The 21,198-nt window shown below is 67.7% G+C and carries 23 protein-coding genes; 1 reads left to right on the top strand and 22 read right to left on the bottom strand.

The window, feature by feature from the left end; genetic code table 11:
* Positions 1-82: 82 nt before the first annotated feature.
* From WKB25_RS07875 to hisS, 13 genes are all read right to left on the bottom strand, one after another.
* The gene (locus tag WKB25_RS07875; RefSeq protein WP_025874818.1) at positions 83-367 is read right to left on the bottom strand and encodes a hypothetical protein; all 285 of its coding nucleotides are present in this window, start codon (positions 365-367) and stop codon (positions 83-85) included.
* A gap of 48 nt (positions 368-415) precedes the next feature.
* On the bottom strand, positions 416-2,005 hold the full coding sequence (locus WKB25_RS07870; protein ID WP_340569850.1) for a calcineurin-like phosphoesterase family protein: 1,590 nt from the start codon (positions 2,003-2,005) through the stop codon (positions 416-418).
* Between the two features lie 74 nt (positions 2,006-2,079).
* Complete coding sequence (gene hisIE, locus WKB25_RS07865; protein ID WP_340569849.1) at positions 2,080-2,700, bottom strand: bifunctional phosphoribosyl-AMP cyclohydrolase/phosphoribosyl-ATP diphosphatase HisIE; 621 nt, start codon at positions 2,698-2,700, stop codon at positions 2,080-2,082.
* Positions 2,690-3,466 (bottom strand): imidazole glycerol phosphate synthase subunit HisF, encoded by a 777-nt coding sequence (gene hisF / locus WKB25_RS07860; RefSeq protein ID WP_340569848.1) that lies wholly within the window; start codon positions 3,464-3,466, stop codon positions 2,690-2,692. Before hisF ends, hisIE begins: the two co-directional genes overlap by 11 nt.
* On the bottom strand, positions 3,460-4,194 hold the full coding sequence (gene hisA / locus WKB25_RS07855; protein ID WP_340569847.1) for a 1-(5-phosphoribosyl)-5-[(5-phosphoribosylamino)methylideneamino]imidazole-4-carboxamide isomerase: 735 nt from the start codon (positions 4,192-4,194) through the stop codon (positions 3,460-3,462). The genes hisF and hisA overlap by 7 nt, the downstream gene beginning before the upstream one ends.
* Positions 4,191-4,793, bottom strand: a complete 603-nt coding sequence (hisH, locus tag WKB25_RS07850) for an imidazole glycerol phosphate synthase subunit HisH (RefSeq protein ID WP_340569846.1) — start codon at positions 4,791-4,793, stop codon at positions 4,191-4,193. The genes hisA and hisH overlap by 4 nt, the downstream gene beginning before the upstream one ends.
* On the bottom strand, positions 4,790-5,863 hold the full coding sequence (gene hisB, locus WKB25_RS07845; RefSeq protein WP_340569845.1) for a bifunctional histidinol-phosphatase/imidazoleglycerol-phosphate dehydratase HisB: 1,074 nt from the start codon (positions 5,861-5,863) through the stop codon (positions 4,790-4,792). Before hisB ends, hisH begins: the two co-directional genes overlap by 4 nt.
* On the bottom strand, positions 5,860-6,954 hold the full coding sequence (gene hisC / locus WKB25_RS07840) for a histidinol-phosphate transaminase (protein WP_340569844.1): 1,095 nt from the start codon (positions 6,952-6,954) through the stop codon (positions 5,860-5,862). Before hisC ends, hisB begins: the two co-directional genes overlap by 4 nt.
* Positions 6,951-8,246 carry a histidinol dehydrogenase gene (gene hisD, locus WKB25_RS07835; protein WP_340569843.1) on the bottom strand — a complete coding sequence of 432 codons (1,296 nt, stop codon included), beginning with the start codon at positions 8,244-8,246 and terminating at the stop codon, positions 6,951-6,953. Before hisD ends, hisC begins: the two co-directional genes overlap by 4 nt.
* A complete protein-coding gene (gene hisG / locus WKB25_RS07830; RefSeq protein ID WP_340569842.1) occupies positions 8,243-9,154 on the bottom strand; it encodes an ATP phosphoribosyltransferase in 912 nt (303 codons plus the stop codon). Before hisG ends, hisD begins: the two co-directional genes overlap by 4 nt.
* A 34-nt stretch (positions 9,155-9,188) precedes the next feature.
* The gene (locus tag WKB25_RS07825; protein ID WP_340569841.1) at positions 9,189-9,497 is read right to left on the bottom strand and encodes a YerC/YecD family TrpR-related protein; all 309 of its coding nucleotides are present in this window, start codon (positions 9,495-9,497) and stop codon (positions 9,189-9,191) included.
* Between the two features lie 164 nt (positions 9,498-9,661).
* Entirely contained in the window at positions 9,662-9,931 is a 270-nt protein-coding gene (locus WKB25_RS07820; protein WP_340569840.1) for a hypothetical protein, read from the bottom strand.
* A gap of 23 nt (positions 9,932-9,954) precedes the next feature.
* Positions 9,955-11,352: a histidine--tRNA ligase gene (gene hisS, locus WKB25_RS07815; protein ID WP_340569839.1), complete on the bottom strand. Its 1,398-nt coding sequence runs from the start codon at positions 11,350-11,352 to the stop codon at positions 9,955-9,957.
* 139 nt (positions 11,353-11,491) lie between these two features.
* Between hisS and WKB25_RS07810 the strand changes: the two genes are divergently transcribed.
* The gene (locus WKB25_RS07810) at positions 11,492-12,244 is read left to right on the top strand and encodes a helix-turn-helix domain-containing protein (protein ID WP_340569838.1); all 753 of its coding nucleotides are present in this window, start codon (positions 11,492-11,494) and stop codon (positions 12,242-12,244) included.
* A gap of 56 nt (positions 12,245-12,300) precedes the next feature.
* On the opposite strand, the gene thrC is transcribed toward WKB25_RS07810, so the two are convergent.
* From thrC to WKB25_RS07765, 9 genes are all read right to left on the bottom strand, one after another.
* Positions 12,301-13,590 carry a threonine synthase gene (gene thrC / locus WKB25_RS07805; RefSeq protein ID WP_340569837.1) on the bottom strand — a complete coding sequence of 430 codons (1,290 nt, stop codon included), beginning with the start codon at positions 13,588-13,590 and terminating at the stop codon, positions 12,301-12,303.
* 29 nt (positions 13,591-13,619) lie between these two features.
* Positions 13,620-14,534 carry a homoserine kinase gene (locus WKB25_RS07800; protein ID WP_340569835.1) on the bottom strand — a complete coding sequence of 305 codons (915 nt, stop codon included), beginning with the start codon at positions 14,532-14,534 and terminating at the stop codon, positions 13,620-13,622.
* Positions 14,531-17,035, bottom strand: a complete 2,505-nt coding sequence (thrA, locus tag WKB25_RS07795) for a bifunctional aspartate kinase/homoserine dehydrogenase I (RefSeq protein WP_340569834.1) — start codon at positions 17,033-17,035, stop codon at positions 14,531-14,533. The genes WKB25_RS07800 and thrA overlap by 4 nt, the downstream gene beginning before the upstream one ends.
* Before the next feature lie 85 nt (positions 17,036-17,120).
* Entirely contained in the window at positions 17,121-17,258 is a 138-nt protein-coding gene (locus WKB25_RS07790) for a hypothetical protein (protein ID WP_236512853.1), read from the bottom strand.
* Positions 17,259-17,396: 138 nt separating this feature from the next.
* Positions 17,397-18,347: a DMT family transporter gene (locus tag WKB25_RS07785; protein WP_340569832.1), complete on the bottom strand. Its 951-nt coding sequence runs from the start codon at positions 18,345-18,347 to the stop codon at positions 17,397-17,399.
* 70 nt (positions 18,348-18,417) lie between these two features.
* On the bottom strand, positions 18,418-19,116 hold the full coding sequence (locus tag WKB25_RS07780) for an AraC family transcriptional regulator (protein WP_340569831.1): 699 nt from the start codon (positions 19,114-19,116) through the stop codon (positions 18,418-18,420).
* A gap of 66 nt (positions 19,117-19,182) precedes the next feature.
* On the bottom strand, positions 19,183-20,235 hold the full coding sequence (locus tag WKB25_RS07775; RefSeq protein WP_340569830.1) for a linear amide C-N hydrolase: 1,053 nt from the start codon (positions 20,233-20,235) through the stop codon (positions 19,183-19,185).
* Between the two features lie 63 nt (positions 20,236-20,298).
* Complete coding sequence (locus WKB25_RS07770; protein WP_340569829.1) at positions 20,299-20,712, bottom strand: DUF6691 family protein; 414 nt, start codon at positions 20,710-20,712, stop codon at positions 20,299-20,301.
* On the bottom strand, positions 20,709-21,152 hold the full coding sequence (locus WKB25_RS07765) for a YeeE/YedE family protein (protein WP_340569828.1): 444 nt from the start codon (positions 21,150-21,152) through the stop codon (positions 20,709-20,711). Before WKB25_RS07765 ends, WKB25_RS07770 begins: the two co-directional genes overlap by 4 nt.
* Between the last annotated feature and the right edge of the window lie 46 nt (positions 21,153-21,198).

The following is a 21,198-nucleotide window of genomic DNA, read 5'->3' as shown; positions in this document are numbered from 1 at the left end:
GGCCTGCTTGGATCGATTGAATCGTGCCGATTCTCAGGCATCGGCCGTCCTTTGCCTAGCGCGGCGACAGCGGCGCCCGGGGTCACATGCCTTCCTGCTCGGCCACCTGCACGCCGTCCACCAGCACCCGCAGGCGCTGCGGGCGGAACCCGGCGAACAGCAGCGGCCGGGTCCGCTCCACCAGCACTTCGTGGCCGGCGATATGGCGCTGCCACGACTGTACCAGCGAAAACGAGAAGTGCGTGCCCGGATGCAGCGGATGCTGCACCCATACCTTCTCGCTGGCGCTCTGCAGCATCATCGCGCCGGTAAACCAGTGGCGGCTGAGGGTGACTGGCGTGGTGCCGGCCATGAAGCGGATATCCATGCTGCGTCCTTTCGTGATGGAAGTTCGTGAGGGCAGCCCGGCCCGCGCTCAGGGCTGCGCGGTCTGCAGGCTGTAGCTGGTGCTGGCGGTGAACACCGCACCATCCGGCTGGGTGGAACGCACCTCGACCTTGTGGCTGCCCACGGCCAGATCGGTCGGCAACGCACCACGCCACAGGTGCGGTGAAGCAGTGGCTTCCGGCGAACGGTCGTAGCCGCGCAGCGTGGAGGCCAGATCGTCGGCGACGTTCTCCACCATCAGCCGCGGATCAGGCTGGCTGACCTGCTTCATTGGATGCCAGGCGCCACCATCGACGCGGTACTCGACCACGCTGGCATCCTCGCCCATGTAGACGTTGGCGTAGATACCCCACGCCGGGTACGCGCCCTTGCGCAGCACCTTCGGCGCATGCAGGCCGATCTGCTCGCTGGCTGCCGCACCGGCCACGCGGTACTGCAGGCGGTAGCTGCCGTTGCCGGCTACGTCCAGCAGCGCATAGCCCTTCGGCGTGCCGTCGCTCATGGTGCTGTCCGGTACGCCGGCGGCATTCTTCACGCCCGACCAGAACGCACCGCAGTTGGCACCGACGTTGTACTCGTGCAACGGCCTGGCACCCTGCCAGCCGTCAGCCTTGCCGTGGTAGACGTGCTGCTGGGTGTGGCTGTGGCCGCTGAGCACCAGCACGTTGCGGAAGTCCTTCAGCAGGTCGAACAGGCGCTGGCGGTCGGCATGGCGGAAGGTCTCGCGACCCGGTGCCGCATCGAACAGCGGAATGTGCATGCCCAGCACCAGCAGGCGGTCCTTGTGCAGGCCCTTCAGATAGGCAGCAAGGAAGGCGAACTGATCCTCGCGCAGGCCACCGACATACTTCGACTTGGCATTGGGGTCGTACACCACGTCGTCGAGGAACACGAAGCTGGCACCGCCCTCTTCCACTGCATAGGTATCGGGGCCGTAGATGTTGCGCCAGCTGTCCAGCGAATGCGCATCATTGGCCGCGTCGAAATCCAGGTCGTGGTTGCCGGGCACGTGGAACCACGGCACGCCGAGCTCGGTGGTGACCTTGTTGATCGCCGGGTACAGGGTCAGGTCGTCGTTGACGATGTCACCGAGCGTAGTGCCCAGGCGGGCCTTGGTCTGCCCCACCAGCGGCGCCACGATCGACTGCTGGTAGTAGCCGATGTCCTGCAGGCTGGCGGTCTGCGAATCGGTGAACACCAGCATCTGGAAGCCACGGCGACTGTCATGCCGGTCGTTCTGCAGGGCGAAGTCCCAGTTGCGGGCGACGTCACTGGTGGCCGCAATGCCACCGTACTTCAGCGCAGGCGAACCGTTGGGCCGGTAGTGCCGCCAGAACGACGGCAGGCCGTCGGCGGCCTTCGGGAAGGAATAGGCATCGGGCTTGATCACGAAGACCGTCTGGCCGTCACGCACCGGCAGGCTGTAGCTGCCGTCGGCGTCGGTCTTGACGATGGTTTCGCCATTGGACACCTGCACGCCAGCCAGACCCGGATCGGTCGCACCGCGGCCCGGCTTGCCGTCACGCTCCAGATAGACCTTGCCGCTGACCACGGTGTCCGCGGCCCAGGCCGGCGAGGTCAGCAACAGGCAGCACAGCCAGGCGGCAGGCAGTTTCATGGGGGCGGTCCGGGCAAAAGAGACCCCATATTGTAGGTGCGGACCGTTGGTCCGCACACCTTGTTCAACGATGTTCAACGATGGCGCTTTTCCAGCACGTCGCGGGCATCTTCCAGCGACAGCCCGCGCGCGCGCAGCAACACCAGCAGGTGGTACAGCAGGTCCGAGGCCTCACCGAGCAGTGCTTCATCGCCCTGCGCCACGCCGGCCAGCGCCGTCTCCACGCCTTCCTCGCCCACCTTCTGCGCGATGCGGCGGATGCCGCCCTCGAACAGCGACGTCGTATAGCTGCCGGAAGGGCGAAGCGCCTCACGCACGGCGACCAGCTGGTCCAGGCCACCGAGGAAGTCCTTCGGAGCGCCATCGAAGCAACTTTCCGCACCGGTGTGGCAGGTTGGGCCTGCCGGGCGTGCCAGCACCAGCAGCGTATCGGCATCGCAATCGACGCTGATCGACTGCACCACCAGCACATTGCCGGACTGCTCGCCCTTGGTCCAAAGGCGCTGCTTGCTGCGGCTGAAGAAGGTCATGTGTCCGATCGCCAGCGTCGCTGCCAGCGACTCGGCGCTGACGTAGCCCAGCATCAGCACCTGCAGGGTGTCGACGTCCTGCACCACGGCTGGCAACAGTCCATCACCCTTGTCCCAGTCCAGCGTTTCCAGCGCCTGCGGCGACGGCCGCACGTCAATAGACATCTCGTACCTCGATCTGCTGCTCGCGCAGGTAGCGCTTCAAGTCGGCAATGGCGATGGCGCCACTGTGGAACACGCTGGCCGCCAGCGCACCGTCAACGTCGGCCTGGTCGAAGGCCTGGGCGAAGTGCTCCATCGCACCCGCACCACCGGAAGCGATGAGTGGCACCTGGCACAGCGCACGCGCCTGCCGCAGCTGCTCCACGTCGTAGCCGCGGCGCACGCCATCGCTGTCCATGCAGTTCAGCACGATCTCGCCGGCACCGCGGCGCTGCGCCTCGACGATCCAGTCCAGCGTGCGCAACGGCACCGCCTGGGTCTTGTCCGGATCGCCGCTGAATCGGCGCACGCGCCACTGGCCGTCTTCCTCGCGCACCGAGTCGACACCCACCACCACGCACTGCACGCCGAATTCTTCAGCCAGTTCGGTGATCAGTTCCGGGCGGCCCAGCGCGGGTGAGTTGATCGATATCTTGTCCGCACCAGCGAACAGCACGCGGCGCGCCGTCTCCACGCGGTCGATGCCACCGGCCACGCAGAACGGGATATCGATCAGGCGCGCGATGCGTTCGATCCAGGCCACGTCCACCGAACGCGCCTCCGGGCTGGCGCCTATGTCATAGAACACCAGCTCGTCGGCACCCTGGTCGCGATAGCGCTGGGCCAGTTCGGCGATGTCCCCCATGTCGACGTGATCGCGGAAGCGCACGCCTTTGACCACGCGGCCATCGCGTACGTCCAGGCAGGGAATGATGCGGCGGCTCAGCATGCCAGCGCCTCCGCCAGGTCCATCCGCTGTTCCAGCAGCGCCTTGCCGAGAATCGCACCGCCGCAGCCGGCGGCCTGCGCCGCCGCCACGTCGGCCACGTCGCGGATACCGCCCGACGCCTGTACCGCCACGCCCGGCAGCAATGCTGCGAGGTGCTGATACAGGCTGATGTTGGGGCCGGCCAGCATGCCGTCGCGGGCGATGTCGGTGCACAGCAGGTGGCGCATGCCCGCCTGCGCGTAGCGTTCGGCCAGCGCATCCAGGGTCACCCCTGCGTTTTCGGTCCAGCCGTGCACCGGCAACTGCCACTGTCCCTGCGCGTCCTGGCGTGCATCGAGGGCGATGGTCAGCCGCTCCGGGCCGAATTCGGCCAGCCAGCCGATCACCTGTTCGGGTTCGCGCACCGCCAATGACCCGATCACCACGCGGCTGGCGCCGGCATCGAGGATGCGCGCCACGTCGTCGCGGCCACGTACGCCACCACCGGTCTGCACCTGCAGCGGGGTCTGCACACGGATCGCCGCCAACAACGGCGCCAGCGTATAGCCACCGGCACGTGCGGCATCCAGGTCGACCAGGTGCATCCACTGTGCGCCCTGCGTCGCGAATGCCTGCGCACGCGGCAACGGATCGTCGCCATAGTGGGTTTCCTGCGCGTAGTCACCCTGGCGCAGCCGCACCACCCGGCGATCACGGATATCCAGCGCGGGATAGACGATGAAACTCATGCAGCGGTGCCCTCAAGGAAATTGCGCAGCATCAGCGAGCCGGTATCGCCGGAACGCTCTGGATGGAACTGGGCGCCGAAGTAGCGACCCTGCTCGACCACGGCGGTGAACAGCCCACCGTGGTCGCAGGCGGCAACGGTATGGCTGTTCAGCGGCGCGGCGTAGCTGTGCACGAAATACGCACTGGCGCGCTCGGGCACCCCTTGCAGCAGCAGCGACGGGCGCAGCGGCAGCAGCCGGTTCCAGCCCATGTGCGGCACGCGGATGCCACAGGCCGGCACCAGCTTGCGCACCACCCCGGGGATCAATCCAAGCGTATCCACGCCGGCCTCCTCGGAACGATCGAACAACAACTGCATGCCCAGGCAGATACCCATCAGCGGCACCTGCAGTTGGCGCAGCGGCTCGACCAGGCCCTGCGCATGCAGGCGTTGCATGCCGGGGCCAGCCGCACCGACGCCGGGCAGGATGACCCGTCGTGCACCGGCCAGGCCAGCAGGGTCGCGGACCAGCTTCACCGTGGCACCGAGCCGTTCCAATGCGTAGCGCACCGAGCCCAGGTTGGCGCCGCCGGCATCGATCAGCACAACCTCGCTCACAGCGCCCCCTTGGTGGTCGGCAACGCGGTGCCCTGCCGCGCAAGCGCCGGACGCAACGCACGTGCCAATGCCTTGAAGCAGGCTTCAACCTTGTGGTGGTCGTTGTCGCCACGCACCTGCAGGTTGAGGTTCAGGCCGCTGGCATCGCACAGCGAGCGGAAGAAGTGCGGGACCAGCTCGGTCGGCATGTCGCCCACGCGCTCGCGCTTGAACTCGCCTTCGAACACGAAATACGGGCGGCCACTGAAATCCAGCGCAGCGCTGGCCAGGGTTTCATCCATCGGCAGGGTGAAACCGTAGCGGCCGATGCCGCGCTTGTCCCCCAGTGCTTCGCGCAGGGCCTGGCCCAGCGCCAGGCCGGTGTCTTCGATGGTGTGGTGTTCGTCGATGTGCAGGTCGCCCTCGGCACGGATGTCCAGAGCGAAGCCACCGTGCTTGCCGATCTGTTCCAGCATGTGGTCGAAGAATGGCAGGCCGGTGTGGATGTGCGCATCGCCGGCACGATCCAGATCCAGTTCGACACGGATCTTCGTTTCCCTGGTATTGCGCTGGACCAGCGCCGTACGCGGCGCATCGGCCAGTGCGTGGGCGATGCCCGGCCAGTCCCATTCGCCGCCGAACTGCTCGGTGCGCAGCTGGAAGCCACGAATGTTGAGGTTGTCGGCGAACTGCAGGTCAGTGATGCGGTCGCCGACCATGCCCGAGCGCGCCCAGTCGATGCTGCGGTCCTGCAGATAGGCGGTCATCAGGCCGATGCCGGGCTTGCGCGTCGGCGCGTTCTCGTGCGGCCAGCTGGCATCGACCAGCACATCACGGAAGACGATGCCCTGGCTTTCGAAGATCTGCAGCATCAGGTCGTTCGGGCCATCGAAGCTGGCGCGCGGATAGCCTTCGCTGCCCAGGCCGTCCTGGTTGGTGACGATCACGAACTGGTAACCGGCATCGCGCAACTTCAGCAGCGCCGGGATCACCTGCGGCACGAAGCGCAGCTTTTCGTAGGCATCGATCTGGAAATCCGCCGGTTCCTCGATGAGGGTGCCGTCGCGGTCGATGAACAGGATGGGCGTCATGCCGCAGCCCTCCGTGCCGACAGGGCCGCAAGCACGCGGTCGTTCTCCTCGGGGCTGCCGATGCTGATGCGCAGTGCATCGCCCAATAGCGGCGCAGCGCGCTGGTCGCGCACCACCACGCCCGCAGCGAGCAGCGTGTCGAATGCGGCCTGGGCATCGGCAAAGCGGACCAGCAGGTAGTTGCCGGCCGAGGCGTACACGCGACGGACGCCCGGCAGGCCAACCAGCGCGGTGCCCAGGCGCTCGCGCTCAGCGATGACCGTGGCTACGCGTTCGGCGGTGCGTGCCAGCGCAGCCGGCTGCAGTGCCTGCACGGCCAGCTCGGCGCACGGCGTCGGCACCGGGTATGGCGCTTGGCAGCGACGCAGCACGGCAATCAGTTCCGGCGCGGCGATCAGGGTGCCGAGGCGCGCGGCAGCCAGTGCGTGCGCCTTCGACAATGTGCGCAGCACCGCCAGGTTGGCGTGCGTGGCCAGCAGCGAGGTCGCCGAGGCGCGCTGCGCGTACTCGACATAGGCCTCATCCACGACCACCAGTGCCTGCCCACGCAGGGCAACAGCCACGCGCTCGATCTCCGCCAGCGCGATATCGCTGCCGGCAGGATTGGACGGCGCGCACAGGAAAACGAGCTTGGCGCCCTGCCCCTTCGCAGCGGTAATCACCGCATCCAGGTCCGTGCGCAGGCCCTCTTCATCATCGATCAGTGGGACTTCAATCAACGGTGCACCTTGCAACCGCGCGCAGACCGCGTACATGCCGAATACCGGCGGCGTCACCAGCACGCCATCGCGGCCCGGCACGCACAGGGCGCGCACCAGCAGATCGATCGCTTCGTCGCTGCCACGGCCTACCAGCAGCTGTTGCGGCTGCACGTCGTACAGCGACGCCAGCGCTTCACGCAGCGCAGCCGGTTGCTGCTCCGGGTAGCGACGGCTGCCGCCGGTGGCATCGGCCGGATTGGCCCACGCCGATTCGTTTGCGTTCAACCACACTTCACCCTGCACAGCGCTGCTGCGCGCCGAACTGTAGCCGGCAAAGGCCTGCAGATCCGAGCGCACCAAGGCCAGCACGCCGTCGATGTCCGCGCTCATGCGGCCACCTCCATGCGCAGCGCCACGGCACGTTCGTGCGCGTCCAGCCCTTCGGCGCTGGCGATGATGCGCGCGCAGCCACCGATCGCGGCCAAGCCGGCGGCACTCGCGCTCTGCACGCTGATCAGATTCTGGAAACTGGCCACGCTGACACCGCTGTAGGCACGCGCGGCACCGGCGGTGGGCAGCACGTGGTTGGTGCCGCTGCAGTAGTCGCCCAGTGCTTCCGGCGTGTAGTCGCCGAGGAACACCGAACCGGCCGCCTGCACCTGGCCCAGCCAGTCGCGCGGTTCACGCAGGGCCAGGATCAGGTGTTCGGGGGCGTAGCGGTTGCTGATCGCAAACGCATCCACCAGCGATTCAACCTGGATCAACTGCGACGCCGACAGTGCCTGGCGGGCGATGTCCTGCCGCGGCAGCAGGGCCACCTGGCGTTCGACTTCGGCCTCGACGGCGAGCAGCATCGCCGCGTCATCGGTCAGCAGCAGTACCTGCGAATCCGGGCCGTGCTCGGCCTGCGACAGCAGATCGGCGGCGACGAACGCCGGATTGGCGCCGGCATCGGCGATCACCAGCACTTCCGAGGGACCGGCTGGCATGTCGATGGCGGCGGCACCGTCCTGCGCCACCTGCTGCTTGGCCTCGGTGACGAAACTGTTGCCGGGCCCGAACAGCTTGTCGCTCGCCGGGATGCTCCCGGTGCCATAGGCCATCGCCGCGATCGCCTGCGCGCCGCCCAGCTTGAACACACGTTGCACTCCGGTAAGGCGCGCGGCCACCAGCACTGCAGGATCGGCCGTACCATCGGCACGCGGCGGCGTGCACAGCACCACCTGTGGGCAACCGGCCAGCTGCGCCGGCACGCCCAGCATCAGCGCGGTGGACGGCAATGGCGCACTGCCGGCCGGTACATACAGGCCAACCCGGCCGATCGGCCGCAGCATGCGCTCACAGACCACACCCGGCGCGGTTTCCACCGCATAGCCCTGGCCCATTCCCGCCTTGTGGAAGCGGGTGATGCGCTCGGCCGCCTCGACCATGGCCTGGCGCAGCGCGGCAGGCACCATTGCTTCGGCAGCGGCGAACTCGCTGTCGGAGACTTCGAAATCCTGCAGGTCCACGCCATCGAAGCGCGCGGTGATCGCGCGCAGTGCGGCGTCGCCCTGTGTACGTACCTGCGCGATCAGCGCGGCCACCGCATCACGGGTCTGCTGCGCCACGGTCTGCACCGGGCGGGTCAGCGCCGCACTGCGCGCGGCCTCATCAAGTTGCGACCAGATAAGACGATTCATGCCAGCGACCGCTCCACGCTCAGTACCATCAGGCCCTGGGCGCCGGCGCGCTCCAGTTCTTCCATGCGCTGCCAAGTCAACGGACCGGGGCACATGGTCTGCAGGCGCAATGCACCGCCATCGGCAGGCAAACGCACCAGTGGCTCGGCATCGGCCAGCAACTGTGCCAGCGCGTCGACGCGGTCCTCGTTGGCGCGGAACATCAGCAGCTTGCGGTCCTGCCGCTGCACCACACCGTCCAGGCGACGCAGCAGCATGCTGCGCAGGGCACCACGGGCATCATCGGGAATGCGCACCGCACCGGCCAGCACGGCCTCACTGTCGAGCAGGTTGTGCACCGGGGTGAGCTGGTTGGCGCGCAGGGTGGCGCCGCTGGAGACCAGATCACAGATCAGATCGGCGGTGCCCAAGCGCGGCGCGATCTCAACCGAGCCGGACAGTTCCACCACCTGCGCATCCACGCCCTTCGCGGCCAGCCACTGCTTGAGGATGGCCGGATAGCTGGTGGCGATGCGGGTGCCGGCCAGTTGCGCGGGCCCCTGCCATTGCCACTCTTCCGGCACCGCCAGCATCAACCGGCACTGTCCGAAGCCCAGCCCGCGCAGCGCCTGGTAGGCATCCGGCAGGCCGATCTGGCGACGCGCAGCGGCCTGCTCGTCCAGTTCGTTGCGGCCGACGATGCCCAGGTCGCAGACGCCATCTGCGATCAGGCCGGGAATGTCGTCGTCGCGCACCAGCAGCAGGTCCACCGGCAACGATTCGCCGTAGCAGAACAACTTGTCGCGGCTCTCGCGCCAGCTCAGGCCGCAGGCACTGAGCAGATTGCGGGCGGGTTCGGCCAGCCGGCCACTCTTCTGGATGGCGATACGCAGCCGGTCTCGCGCCGGCGCTGCCTGGGTTGCACTCATGGGGGAGGTCTCGAAGTTCGGAACAGGGCGCGGATCAGCGCGAAGCAAGGCGGTCGACGGCAGCGGCATAGCCTCGATGGCCATGCTCGAGCGTGCGTGCCACCCGTCCGGTGGTGGTCACGCTGACGCCAGTGCGCTCGTGGATCTCGCGGTACGGCATGCCCTGCTGCAGCAGCGGCACCACCTTCCAACGGTCGGCCATGGCTTCCAGCTCGGCCGGCGTGCACAGGTCACGCAGGAAGGCGACCACCTGTTCCGGCTCGCGCAGGGCGGCAAAGGCTCGGGCCAGGGCGTCCAGATCGGCTTGCGGGTCTTTGGCGGCGATGTCGGGGCGGGCTTTCACGGGCAGGACTCTTGCATCAATGTAATAGCGTGTTAGTACATTAACGCATTCTTGCGCACTGCGTCAAAGGGCCGATCAGGTGCCGGCAGGCCCGTTCAGGCGGCGGAAACGAAAACGCCCACCAGGCGGTGGGCGTTCGGATGCCGCGATGGACGTGGCCCCGCTCAGGGCAGACAGCGGACCTCCGCCTGCAGCGCGCCGCGCCGCAGGCATTCGCCGAACAGGCTGCCCTGCCGGCTGGGATGGGACTGCAGGTTGTGCAGCGCCCCGGCCCGGCCCGGGCACGCGCGCTCGGCCAAGGCATGCAGATCCTGCTCAAGCTGCGCCCGGTCGAGCACATGGCAGCGATCAACCACCAGCTGGTAGTGCGCCGGGCCGATCCTGGTGCTGCGCAGCGCCGGATCACTCTGGCAGCCCGCCAGCAGGAGCAGCATCAGCGCCCCTGCGGCGGCAGGCTTCACGCCATGACCCGCGACTGCTCCAGCTCCACCTGCAGGGTGCTGGCCAGCTCGTCGCGGGATACGTCGAACTGCTGCTCGCGCAGCAGGTCCTTCACCGCCACCACGCCGCGCGCCAGTTCGTCTTCGCCCGCCAACACCACGAAGCGGATACCCGCCTTGGCCGCGTACTGGAACTGCTTGCCGATCTTCTTCGGCTCCATCTGCACTTCGGTGTTGATGCCACCGGCGCGCAGGCGGCGGGCAATGTCCAGCGACTGCGGCATGCCCTGCTCGTCCATCAGCGCCACCAGCGCCTGCACGCTGCTGGCCTCGATGCCCTCGATCAGGCCAGCTTCGCGCAGCTGCCAGAACAGGCGCGACAGGCCGATGGAAATGCCCACGCCCGGTAGCCTGGACTTGCTGTAGTGGCTGGCCAGGTCTTCATAACGGCCACCGGAACAGATCGAACCGATCTGCGGGTGGTCGGTCAGCGTGGTCTCGTACACCGTGCCGGTGTAGTAATCCAGGCCACGCGCGATGGAGAAGTTCAGGCAGTACGCGGTTTCCGGCACGCCCAGCGCCTGCACCAGCTGCAGCACTTCGCGCAGCTCGGCCACGCCGGCACGCAGGATCTCCGACGAACCGGCGCCGGCTTCCAGTGCCGCCAGCTGCGCCAGCGCATCGGCATGACCCTGCGAACGCACGGCGACGAAGGCAAGAATCTTCTCGACCTGTTCGGCCGGAATACCGAATCCCTCGCCCACCAGCGTGTCGCGCACGTAGTCGGGGCCACGCTTGTCCAGCTTGTCCACTTCTCGCAGCACCGCCAGCTGGCGCTCGCCTTCGGCCACGCCCAGGCTCTCGAAGAAGCCGCGCAGCAGCTTGCGGTTGTTCAGCTGGATGCTGAAGTCACCGATGCGCAGTTCGGCAAACACCGCGTGGATGACCGCCAGCACTTCGGCGTCGTAACGCACGCTCAGGCTGTCCTTGCCGATCACGTCGATGTCGCACTGGTAGAACTCGCGGAAGCGGCCGCGCTGCGCACGCTCGCCGCGGTACACGCGCTGCATCTGGTAGCGACGGAACGGGAAGGTCAGCTCGTGTTCGTGCTCGGCCACGTACCGCGCCAGCGGCACGGTCAGGTCGAAGCGCAGCGCCATCTCCGGCAGCGAACGGTCACCGGATTCGGCGGCGTTGGCCAGCGCGCCGGTGGACTGCACGAAATACACCTGGCGCTCGGTCTCGCCGCCGGACTTGGTCAGCAGCACATCGGACAGCTCGAACACCGGCGTCTCCACCGGCAGGAACCCGAAGCGCTCGTAGTTGCGGCGGATGACGTCCAGCATGCGCTGGAACGCAATCTGCTCGCGCGGCAGCAGTTCAAGGGTGCCGGGCGGGGTACGGGGCTTGATCACGGGCGGAACTCCTGCGGGAACGGGGACGTGGGAGGGGGCGACATTCTAGCGCCCCGCATCGCTCAGCCGGAGATAAGGGGTCCAACGGCCGCTTGAAGTATCATAAAGCCCTCCCCCGCCCGCGATACGCCCACGCAACATGTCCCGGCCTTCCGGCGCTCCGCCCGCCACCAACGACCCCGCCGCGCCGTCCTGCGCCACGCTGGACTGCCTGCACTGCTCGGTTCGCCACCTTGCGGTGTGCTCGGCGCTGTCTCCCGATGAAGTGCAGGCGCTGGAGCAGGTGACCGTGTCGCAGCAGGTGACGATGGGCAGCACCCTCGCCCGCAGCGGCGAAGAGCGCCAGCACGTCTATACATTGACCGGTGGCGCGCTGCGGCTGGTGCGCACGCTTGCCGATGGCCGCCGCCAGATCAATGGCTTCGTGCTGCCCGGCGATTACCTGGGCCTGAGCGGCAGCGACCACCATCGCTACGACATCGAGGCCATCGCCGACAGCCGCGTCTGTCGCGTCGCCCTGCCGCAGATGAAGGGCCTGCGTGCGCGCTATCCGCACCTTGAGCGCAAGCTGCTGCAGCGCGCCTGCCAGGAACTGGATGCCGCACAGGATGCCGCGCTGGCATTGGCACGCCTGCAACCGGCGGAAAAACTCGCTGATTTCCTGCTTCGCCTGGCCGCGCGCGAGGCCAGGCTGGGCGGGGATGGCCTGCGCGTTTCGCTGCCAATGGGGCGCGGCGACATCGCCGACCATCTGGGCCTGACCATGGAGACGGTCAGCCGCACCTTCACCAAGCTGCGCCAGCAGGGCTTGATCGCCCTGCCCCATCTGAGCGTCGTTGAGATCCTCGACGAGGATGGACTGCGCAGTCTGGCCGGTGAAGTGCAGGGCTGAGTGCCTGATCGGTATCGGGTTGCCGGCCGCTGGCCGGCAACCGCAGAGACCTCCAATCAACGCATCAGCACCGCGCGCAACGCCGCGTAATCGGCCGCCAGCGGCTCGGCATGCGCTGGACGCTGCAGCAGCGCGTCCAATGCCGGCGGCACCGCCACCGTTTCGCCGATCAACGGTTCCACCACCGCCTCGAACTTGGCAGGGTGCGCGGTAGCGACCACCGCCCAATTGCCCTTGGCGCCGCCCGCGCGCAGATCCTGCAGCACCTTCAGCGCCGTGGCCGTGTGCGGGCAGAACAGTTCACCGTCGCTGGCATGGGCACTGGCGATGGTCGCGCGGATGGTCACGTCATCCACTGCAGAAGCACGGAACGCCGCCCGCAGCTCGGCATCGTCGCCGTGGTACAGCCAGCGCAGCCGCTCGAAATTGCTGGGAGCGCCGACATCCATGGCGTTGGCCACGGTCGCAATGCTGGACGCGGGCTGGTATTGATCGCCACCGAAGTAGCGTGGCAGCACCGCATTGGCATTGGTCGCCAGCACGATCTGCCCGATCGGCACGCCCAGTGCGCGTGCCAGCACCGCCGCCATGGCGTTGCCAAGATTTCCGGTCGGCACCACCAGGTTCAATCGCCGTTGATGCTGCGCGTGATGGGTCAGCGCCGCATGCGCGTAATAGCTCATCTGCGGCAGCAGCCGGCCCAGGCTGATGCTGTTGGCTGAACTCAGCGGCACCCGCGCCTGCAGATCACGATCGGCCAGTGCCTGCTTCACCATCGCCTGGCAATCATCGAACGAACCGGCCACCCGCAGCGCCTGGATGTTGTCGCCGAAGCAGCCAAGCTGATGCGCCTGCCGCGGCGACACCCGCCCATCGGGATAAAGCACCACCACACGCACACCCGGCTGCTGGTGGAAGGCTGCCGCGACCGCCGCTCCGGTGTCACCGGAGGTGGCCACCACGATGGTCAGATCGCGGTCCTTGCCGGTCTGCAACCGCGACAGCACACCGGCCAGGAAGCGCGCACCGATGTCCTTGAATGCGGCCGTCGGCCCATGGAACAGCTCCAGCACGTGATCACCACTGTTGCCCAGCGCACGCAATGGCACGGGGAAATCGAAGGCCTCACGGCAGATCGATGGCAAGGCATCGGCCAGCGCATCCCCATCGAAGAAAGGCGCCAGCAGGTCTGCCGCGGTGTCGGCCAGGGTCGCACCGGCCTGCAGCGTGCGCGGTGCCGGCAGCACCTGCGGCACGTACAGCCCACCATCGGGTGCAAGACCGGCGGCGATGGCCGCACTGAGTCCAACAGCCGGCGACTGGCCACGGGTCGAAACGAATTGCATGGGATCGATATCCGGTAGGGAGGAAGAATTCAGCACAAAAGGGCTCCGGGGGCATCGAGTGGCGACACCCAGGCATCGCTGTCGAAACCGGCAGCGGCGAAGGCCGCACGCACCGGTTCCGCTGCCGCGCGCGCTTGGTCGGCATCTTCAAACCAGGCGAATACGCTGGGCCCGGCACCGGAAATGCCCGCACCCATCGCACCTGCGGCCAGTGCGGCGTCACGCGCCGCGTCGAAGCCAACGATCAGGCCCGCCCGCCGCGGCTCCACCAGCACGTCGCGCAGGCCGGCGCGCACCAGCGATGCATCGCTGCGATGGCAACCACTCAATACCAGCGCCAGGTTGGCGCTCTGCGCAACGAATTCGCCCAGCGCATAGCTGCCCTGCAGCGCCTGCCGCGCACGCCGGGTTTCCAGCACCGCATGTGGATGCACCAGCAGGCTGTGCCAGCTGGCCGGCACCGGAACCGGCACCAGGCGATCAGCCGTACATAGCGCCACGCCCCCCAACAGCAGCGGGCCGACGTTGTCGCCATGGCGACCACCGCTCGCCACCGCTTCACCATCGAGTGCGAACGGATACAGCGCCTCGCGCGAGAGCGGTACGTCCAACAGCGCATTGGCCGCCACCAGCGCGGCTACGCAGGAAGCGGCCGATCCGCCCATGCCGGAGCCGAAGGGAATGCCCTTGTCGATCTCGATGGCAAAACCGAAGCCCAGTCCCAGCCCCTCACGCAGCGATATCAGCGCCGCGCCAGCGGTGTTGCCGGCGGCTTCCAGCGGCAGCTCGACCGCACTGCCGCGGATGGCGTCGATGCGTACCAAAGGTTCGTCGATGCGGCGCACGCTCACCGTATCGCCGATACCGGCGATGGCGTGGCCCAGGATGTCGAAGCCCACGGCCACGTTGGCCACCGATGCGGGCGCGAAGGCGCGTGCGATCACAGGCGCGCCCCTTCGCCGGCCGCCACCCGCAGCAGATCGGCGAACACACCGGCAGCGGTGACTTCCGGACCCGCACCCGGGCCCTGCACCACCAGTGGGTTGTCGCAGTAGCGGCGGGTACGGAACTGCACCACGTTGTCGGTCAACCGCAGGTTGGCGAACGCGTGGTCGGCCGGCAGCTCCTGCAGGCCGACCGAGGCACCATCCGGCCCCAGCCGTGCGACATAGCGCAGCACCGCACCGCGCTGGCGGGCGTCGTGCAGCCGTGCCGACAGCGCGTCGTCCGATTCGCCCAGGCGCCCCATGAAGTCGTCCACGCTTCCCTCGCGCAGCAGCGCCGGCACCAGGCTCTCCACCTGCACCTGCTCCAGGCTGAGTGCGTGACCGGCCTCACGGGCGAGGATCACCAGCTTGCGCGCAACATCCACACCGGACAGGTCGTCGCGCGGGTCCGGCTCGGTGTAGCCCATCGAACGCGCCTGTGCGACCAGTTCCGAGAACGGCTGGCTGCCGTCGAAGCGATTGAACAACCAGGCCAGCGTGCCGGAGAAAATGCCTTCGATCGCCAGCACTTCGTCGCCGGTATCCACCAGGTCACGCAGCGTGGTGATCACCGGCAGGCCGGCACCCACCGTGGCCTCGTAGCGGAAGCGCGCGCCACTGCCGGCGGCCGCCGCGCGGATGCGCTGGTAGCGTGCTAGCGGCCCAGCACCAGCCTGTTTGTTCGGGGTCACCACATGGATGCCTGCGGCCAGCCAGCCTTCATAGCGCTCGGCGACCTCGGCGCTGCCACTGCAGTCGATCACCACCGCATGCGGCAGATGCGCGGCCAGCAGGTGCTCGGTGAAGTGGTCCAGGTCGCTGGCCTGTCCGGCGTCCTGCAGAGCCTGCCGCCAGTCTTTATGCAGGCCATCGGCCTCCAGGCGCATGCGCGAGCGTGACGCAAGTGCGCGCAGGCGCAGATCGACGTTGGCCTTGGCCAGCAGTTGCGGGCGCGCGGCCAGCAGCTGGTCCAGCAGCGCCGCACCGACATTGCCCGGACCGATCACACCCACCGCAAACGTCTGCGGCGACAGCCAGAAACCGGCATGTGCGGCACGCAGCGCGCGGGTCGCATCGGCGCTGGCCACCGCCACCGAGATGTTGCGTTCGGACGACCCCTGCGCGATCGCCAGGATGTTCACCTGTGCGCGCCCCAGCGATTCGAACAGCCGTGCGGCCACGCCCGGCTGGCCCGCCATGCCATCGCCGACCGCGGCCAGCACGCTGACGCCCTCGCTGACCTGCACGCGCTGCACCTGGCCTGCAGCCAGCTCGTGCGAGAACGCCTGCACCACGGCATCACGACCACGCCCCGCTTCGCCAGCACGGACCACACAGCAGATCGAATGTTCGGAAGACCCCTGCGAGATCATCACCACCGAGACCTGCGCCTGGCGCAGCGCGGCGAACACGCGTTCGGCGGTACCCGGCACGCCGATCAGGCCGGTGCCTTCCAGGTTCAGCAGGGCCAGATCCGCGCTCAGCGTCAGTCCTTTCACCGGGCCACGTGCTGAGCGCTCGGCGCTGATGCGGGTACCCGGATGGCTGGGGTGGAACGTATTGCGGATGAAGATCGGCAGGCCCAGCCTGATCGCCGGTGACATGGTCTGCGGATGCACCACCTTGGCCCCGAAGTAGGCCAGTTCGCAGGCCTCGTCGTAGCTCAGCGCGTGCAGCTGCACGGCCTCCGGCACCAGCCGCGGGTCGGCCGACAGCACACCGTCGACGTCGGTCCAGATATGCAGTTCATCGGCGTTGAACAATGCGGCGAAGATCGCACCGGAGTAGTCGCTGCCGTTGCGGCCCAGCGTAGTGACGCGATCCTGGCGATCGCGCGCAACGAAACCGGTAGCGACCACGCGCAGCTGCGGGTGCTGCAGCCGCCACGCGGCAAGGCGGCCGGCACTGGCATCCCAGTCGACATCCACGCCCAGTTCTCCATGACCGACCACCAGAACATCGCGCGCATCCAGCACCGCGCAGTCCTCACCCAGCGCACGCAGGTGTGTGCCAAGCAACTGTGCGGAGAACACTTCGCCCAGGCCCTGCACGCGGTCGAGCACTTCGCGCGGCAGTTCACCGATCACCGCCAGGGCGGCCAACACCTCTGCCAGCTGGTCGAAGCGTGCATCGATCCAGTCCACGGTGTCGCCCACCTGCTCACCCAGCAGCGCTACTGCGGCACCGCGATGGCGCGCGCGCAGTGCATGCCAGGCTTCCTGCCAGCCGGCATCGCCCTGGGCTGCCAGATGCGCCAGTTCGATCAGCGCGTCGGTAACACCCTTCATGGCCGAGACCACGCTGACCTGCAACGACTCGGGGCGGGCCAGCAGCAGACCGGCAACATGGCGATAGCGCTCAGCGTCGGCCACTGAGGTGCCGCCGAACTTGTGCACGACGGTGGACGGCGCGGCCAGAACGGACGGAGCAGGCGGATGGGCGGGGGCGATGGAAGACATGCAGACCTCGGTTGGAGGCCCCGTCGCATGCAGGTGGTCGAGTTTCCCCGTCACCTGGATGGTGCGGGGCCGTTGTTTTCGGGAGTTACACGAAGACGACGGGCCGCACCAGGGCAGTGGTGACGGTGGTGGTGGTAATGGTGGTGGTGATGGCGACCGGCGCAGTCGAACGGCCCGCGGCAGCGGGGGCGATCAGACGGGCGTTGGCGGCATCAAGAACCATGGCGTACAGAAAACACCGGCACGATGGCCGCTGTCAAGTGTTGCGGCGCAATATTTCTTTGCGGCGATCATCGGTCAACGTGCCGGCATTTGGTTGCAATTGAGACAAACCGGTGATCGTCGGCTTCAATGCGTCGATTCAGCCGACATGTTCGGTGATCGCGCGTGGGGTGCGGTGCGCATGCGCGCACAACAGCACGCCGCCGACCAGCAGCACGATCGCCAGCAGTTCCAGCAGGCTTGGCCAACGCCGCTGCCAGGCGAAGGCATACAGCAACGCGAACAGGGTTTCGAACACGATCATCTGCCCGGTCAGGGTCAGCGGCAACAGGCGACTGGCGCGGTTCCAGAACGCATTGCCGAGGATCGAAGCGACCACCGCAACGCCCGCGCTGATGGCCCAGAACCCACCCCACTGCGCGGCCGTATGAGGCCCGGCGTGTCCGACGAACGCCATCGGCACCAGCAGCAGTGACAAGCCGCCGGTAGTGACGCCGGTCAGCAGCGACCAGTCATGGCTGGAAAGATCTGGCCGTCGCGCCAACCAGCGGCTGTTGCCGATGGAGTACAGCGCCCACGAGAACAATGCACCGAACGCGCACAGCAGGCCGATCAAGCGCTGCCGCCAGGGAGTGCCCAAGTGTTCGGACATCAGCGCTTCCCAGCCGACCATCGCCACCCCGAGCATGCAAAGGCCCAGCGCCGGCAGCAACGGCTTCAACGGCACTGCGCCCTGCTCGCGCACGCCCACCAGGGTGACCACTACCGGAATCAGGCCGACAATCAACGAAGCAGCGGCGCCACCGGCCCACTGCACCGCCGTGGCCAACAGCAGGAAGTACACCAGGTTGCCCGCGAGACTCAGCCACAACAGGCCGATCCATTCGGCGCGGCCGAGCTTCGGCGCCAGGCGCTTCCAGCGCGGCAGCAGCAGGGCCACCGCGATCAGGCCATAGACCAGATAGCGACCAGCGGAGAGCTGCAGTGCGTTGAAGGTGTTCAGCACGGCGGGCGCGAGGAAGACCACGCCCCACAGCGCACCGGCGGCAATGCCATTGGCGATGCCCAGAGCAATCGGGTTGTTGCGCATTGCAGGTTCTTGGCGGGAGAGCACGGGCCGCGAAGTGTAGGCGACAGAGAGGGCGGCGTATTGACCGAGGCTACTGGCCGCCCGCCCGCCGCCATGCCGCCGGGGTCTGCCCGCATTCGCGGCGCAGCGCACGGGTCAGTGCACTCTGTTCGGAATACCCAGCGGCCAGTGCGATGTCGCTGATCGACGCCGGGCTGACCCGCAACTGGTGCTTGGCCCAACGCAGGCGGCTGGCACTGAGCCAGGCCTGTGGACTGACCCCGAACTCGCGCCGGAACACCGCATGCAGGCGGCTTTCGCTGATGCCGACGAAGGCGGCCATGCGCGCGACCGACCACACCTGTCCGGGCATTGCCTCCAGGGCAGCGCACACACCCTGTAGGCGCGCACCGCTGCCCGCTGGGGCGAACATCCGCAGCAGTTCCGGCAGCAGCGCCGGCACCGGCTGCCCTGCCTGCACCCGGGCAAGCCGTTGCCGCAGCGACAACGGCAGGTGCAGCCAGCGTTGCCGGCACAGGTGCTCCTGGGTCGCGTCATCAAGCACACCCGGTCCGCAGTCGACAATCACGAAACCGTTGGGGCCATCGGCCACCTGGTCGTGCGCCTCGCCGGCAGCCACGAAGGCCCCCTGCAGCAGGTCAAGACGGCCGCCCCTGCCCTCCATCTCGAACTGCAGCTCACCCTGCAGGGGCAACACCCACTGCGCATAGTCGTGGCGATCCAGGCCGGTGGCCTGACCATAGTGTCGTAGATGGAAGATCGCGCCCATTTAAAGAGTGTGCGCGCGCCGCTGCCGGCCCGCAACGTTGCCAGGCGCTGGCGGCACAGCCCCGCGTTACCCCTCCACGCCAAGGAAGGTGAACGGCGCGCTGGGCACGAAGTGCTGCAGCGCATCCCCGGAAAACGTATTGCGCTGATCACGGCCGAGATCGAGCTTGAGAACCTTGCCGCCGAAATCGACCTTGGTCAGGTCGACCCAGAAGGTGTTGGGCGTCAGAGCCGACTCGAAGAAGTACAGGCGCCGCTTGTGGTCGGCGACCGTGCGCCAGCGGGTGGACGAAATGTTGGGCTCGCCCGGCGTGGTGATGCCGAACGGCACCGACACGTTGCGGATCACGCTGAACACACTGGCCAGCGCCTCCACCGGATCTTCTGCTTTCGGAATCGCGTTGATGTAGAACGACGCACGCGCGAAGCGGTCGGCCGAACGGTTGGTGCCTGGCAGCATCACCGTGCCGCCGATCTGCTGCCAGTAGCTGTTCAACGCCAGCTGCTGGTCGAAGATCGGCGAATTGGTCATCACCTGGTAGCGGCGATCGTGGTGGATCACCTGGCGTCCGCCGATGTACTCGACGATGGCGCTGTCACCACTGGCATCGGACAGCGACAGATGCAGCGTCGCCTGGCGGTCTTCGCCAGGCACCTTGTCGGTGATGATCGAATACGGCTCGCGCTGCAGCGCGGTCACGGCTTCTTCCACCGTCGCGAAATTGTCCAACACGTACTGCGCCCACAACGAAATCGACAGGCCGGGCTTGCCGCTGCGCTGGACCGGGTATTCCGACTCGACCAGCCACAGCAGGTTGGCGACCAGGCCCTTCTCGTTCATGCCATCGGTGGTGGAGATGTCATAGCCGGTGGCCACCACGCTGCCGTAGCGCGCGGTCCAGGCGATCGAACCCGGCCCGGCCTTTCCGGTGCGCGCGATGCCGCGCGGCAACACGTAGAGATTGGTGGCGACATCCACTTTCCAGTCCATCGAGCGGGCGGTGATGACATCGCCGTTGTCGCCCAGATACACCGCGCGCGTGCAGGCCATCGCCGGCATCGCCGCTGTCGCCAGTGCCGCCGCCAACAACGCGCTGCCGTTCCACTTCATCCGTGCCATGCCATGCTCCTTTCCCCGGGAAAAGTGATCTGAACCCTGCACCGGTGAGGCAAACGTGAAACCTCAGCGCAGCCAGCGGTCATGCAGCCAGAAACCAGCCGCCATCGCCGGCACGAACCAAAGGGCTTCGCGCGCGCCCACCGCCAACGCGGCCAGCACGGGCCCCGGGCAGTAGCCGACCCAGCCCCAGCCGATACCGAACACTGCCGCGCCCAGCAGCAACCGCCTGTCAACCGCCTGCGCCGTCGGTAGTTGGAAGCGCTCGGCGCAGCGTGGACGTTCCTGCCGCCGCAGCCAGAAGTGCCCCAGTGCGCTGACCAGCAGCGCCGACGCCAGCACCCAGGCCAGCGTGGGATCGAAGTCCCCAGCCACATCGAGGAAACCCAGCACGCGACGCGGGTCGGTCATGCCGGCCAGGGCGAGGCCGGCACCGAACAGGCCACCGGCACCACATGCGGCCCACAAGCCGCGGCTCATGACAGCCCCCCGCCGTGGCGCACCAGGAACGTGGTGAGCATCGCGCAGGCCATGAACACCAGCACCGCCACCAGCGATCGTCGTGAACCACGGGCGAGCCCACAGACACCGTGGCCGCTGGTGCAGCCATTGCCCAGCCGCGTACCGAAGCCCACCAGCACACCGGCACAGATCAATTGCCAGGCCGGCAGTGCGTCACGCAACAACACGCGCGGTGGTTGTCCCGCGCCCGCCTGCCAGCTCAGCACCGCCGCCGCCGCCGCCGCCACCATCAGTCCGAGCAGGAAAGCCCAGCGCCAGCCACGATCACCTCGCGGTGCGGCTACGGCGCCGGCGGCGATGCCGCTGATGCCGGCCACCCGACCGAGCGTGGCCAGCAGCACCACTGCCGACGCACCGATCAGGCCGCCGCCTGCAATTGCCGCCCATGGCAGGTTCATGCCCCGCCCCTCCGCATCGCGCGCATCGGCTTGCCCTTCAATTTAG

Origin of the sequence: Stenotrophomonas sp. G106K1, from assembly GCF_037969685.1 — a bacterium.
Lineage (GTDB): Bacteria > Pseudomonadota > Gammaproteobacteria > Xanthomonadales > Xanthomonadaceae > Stenotrophomonas > Stenotrophomonas lactitubi.
Note: the sequence above shows the minus strand (reverse complement) of the source record. Positions and strands in the feature narration are given on the sequence as shown.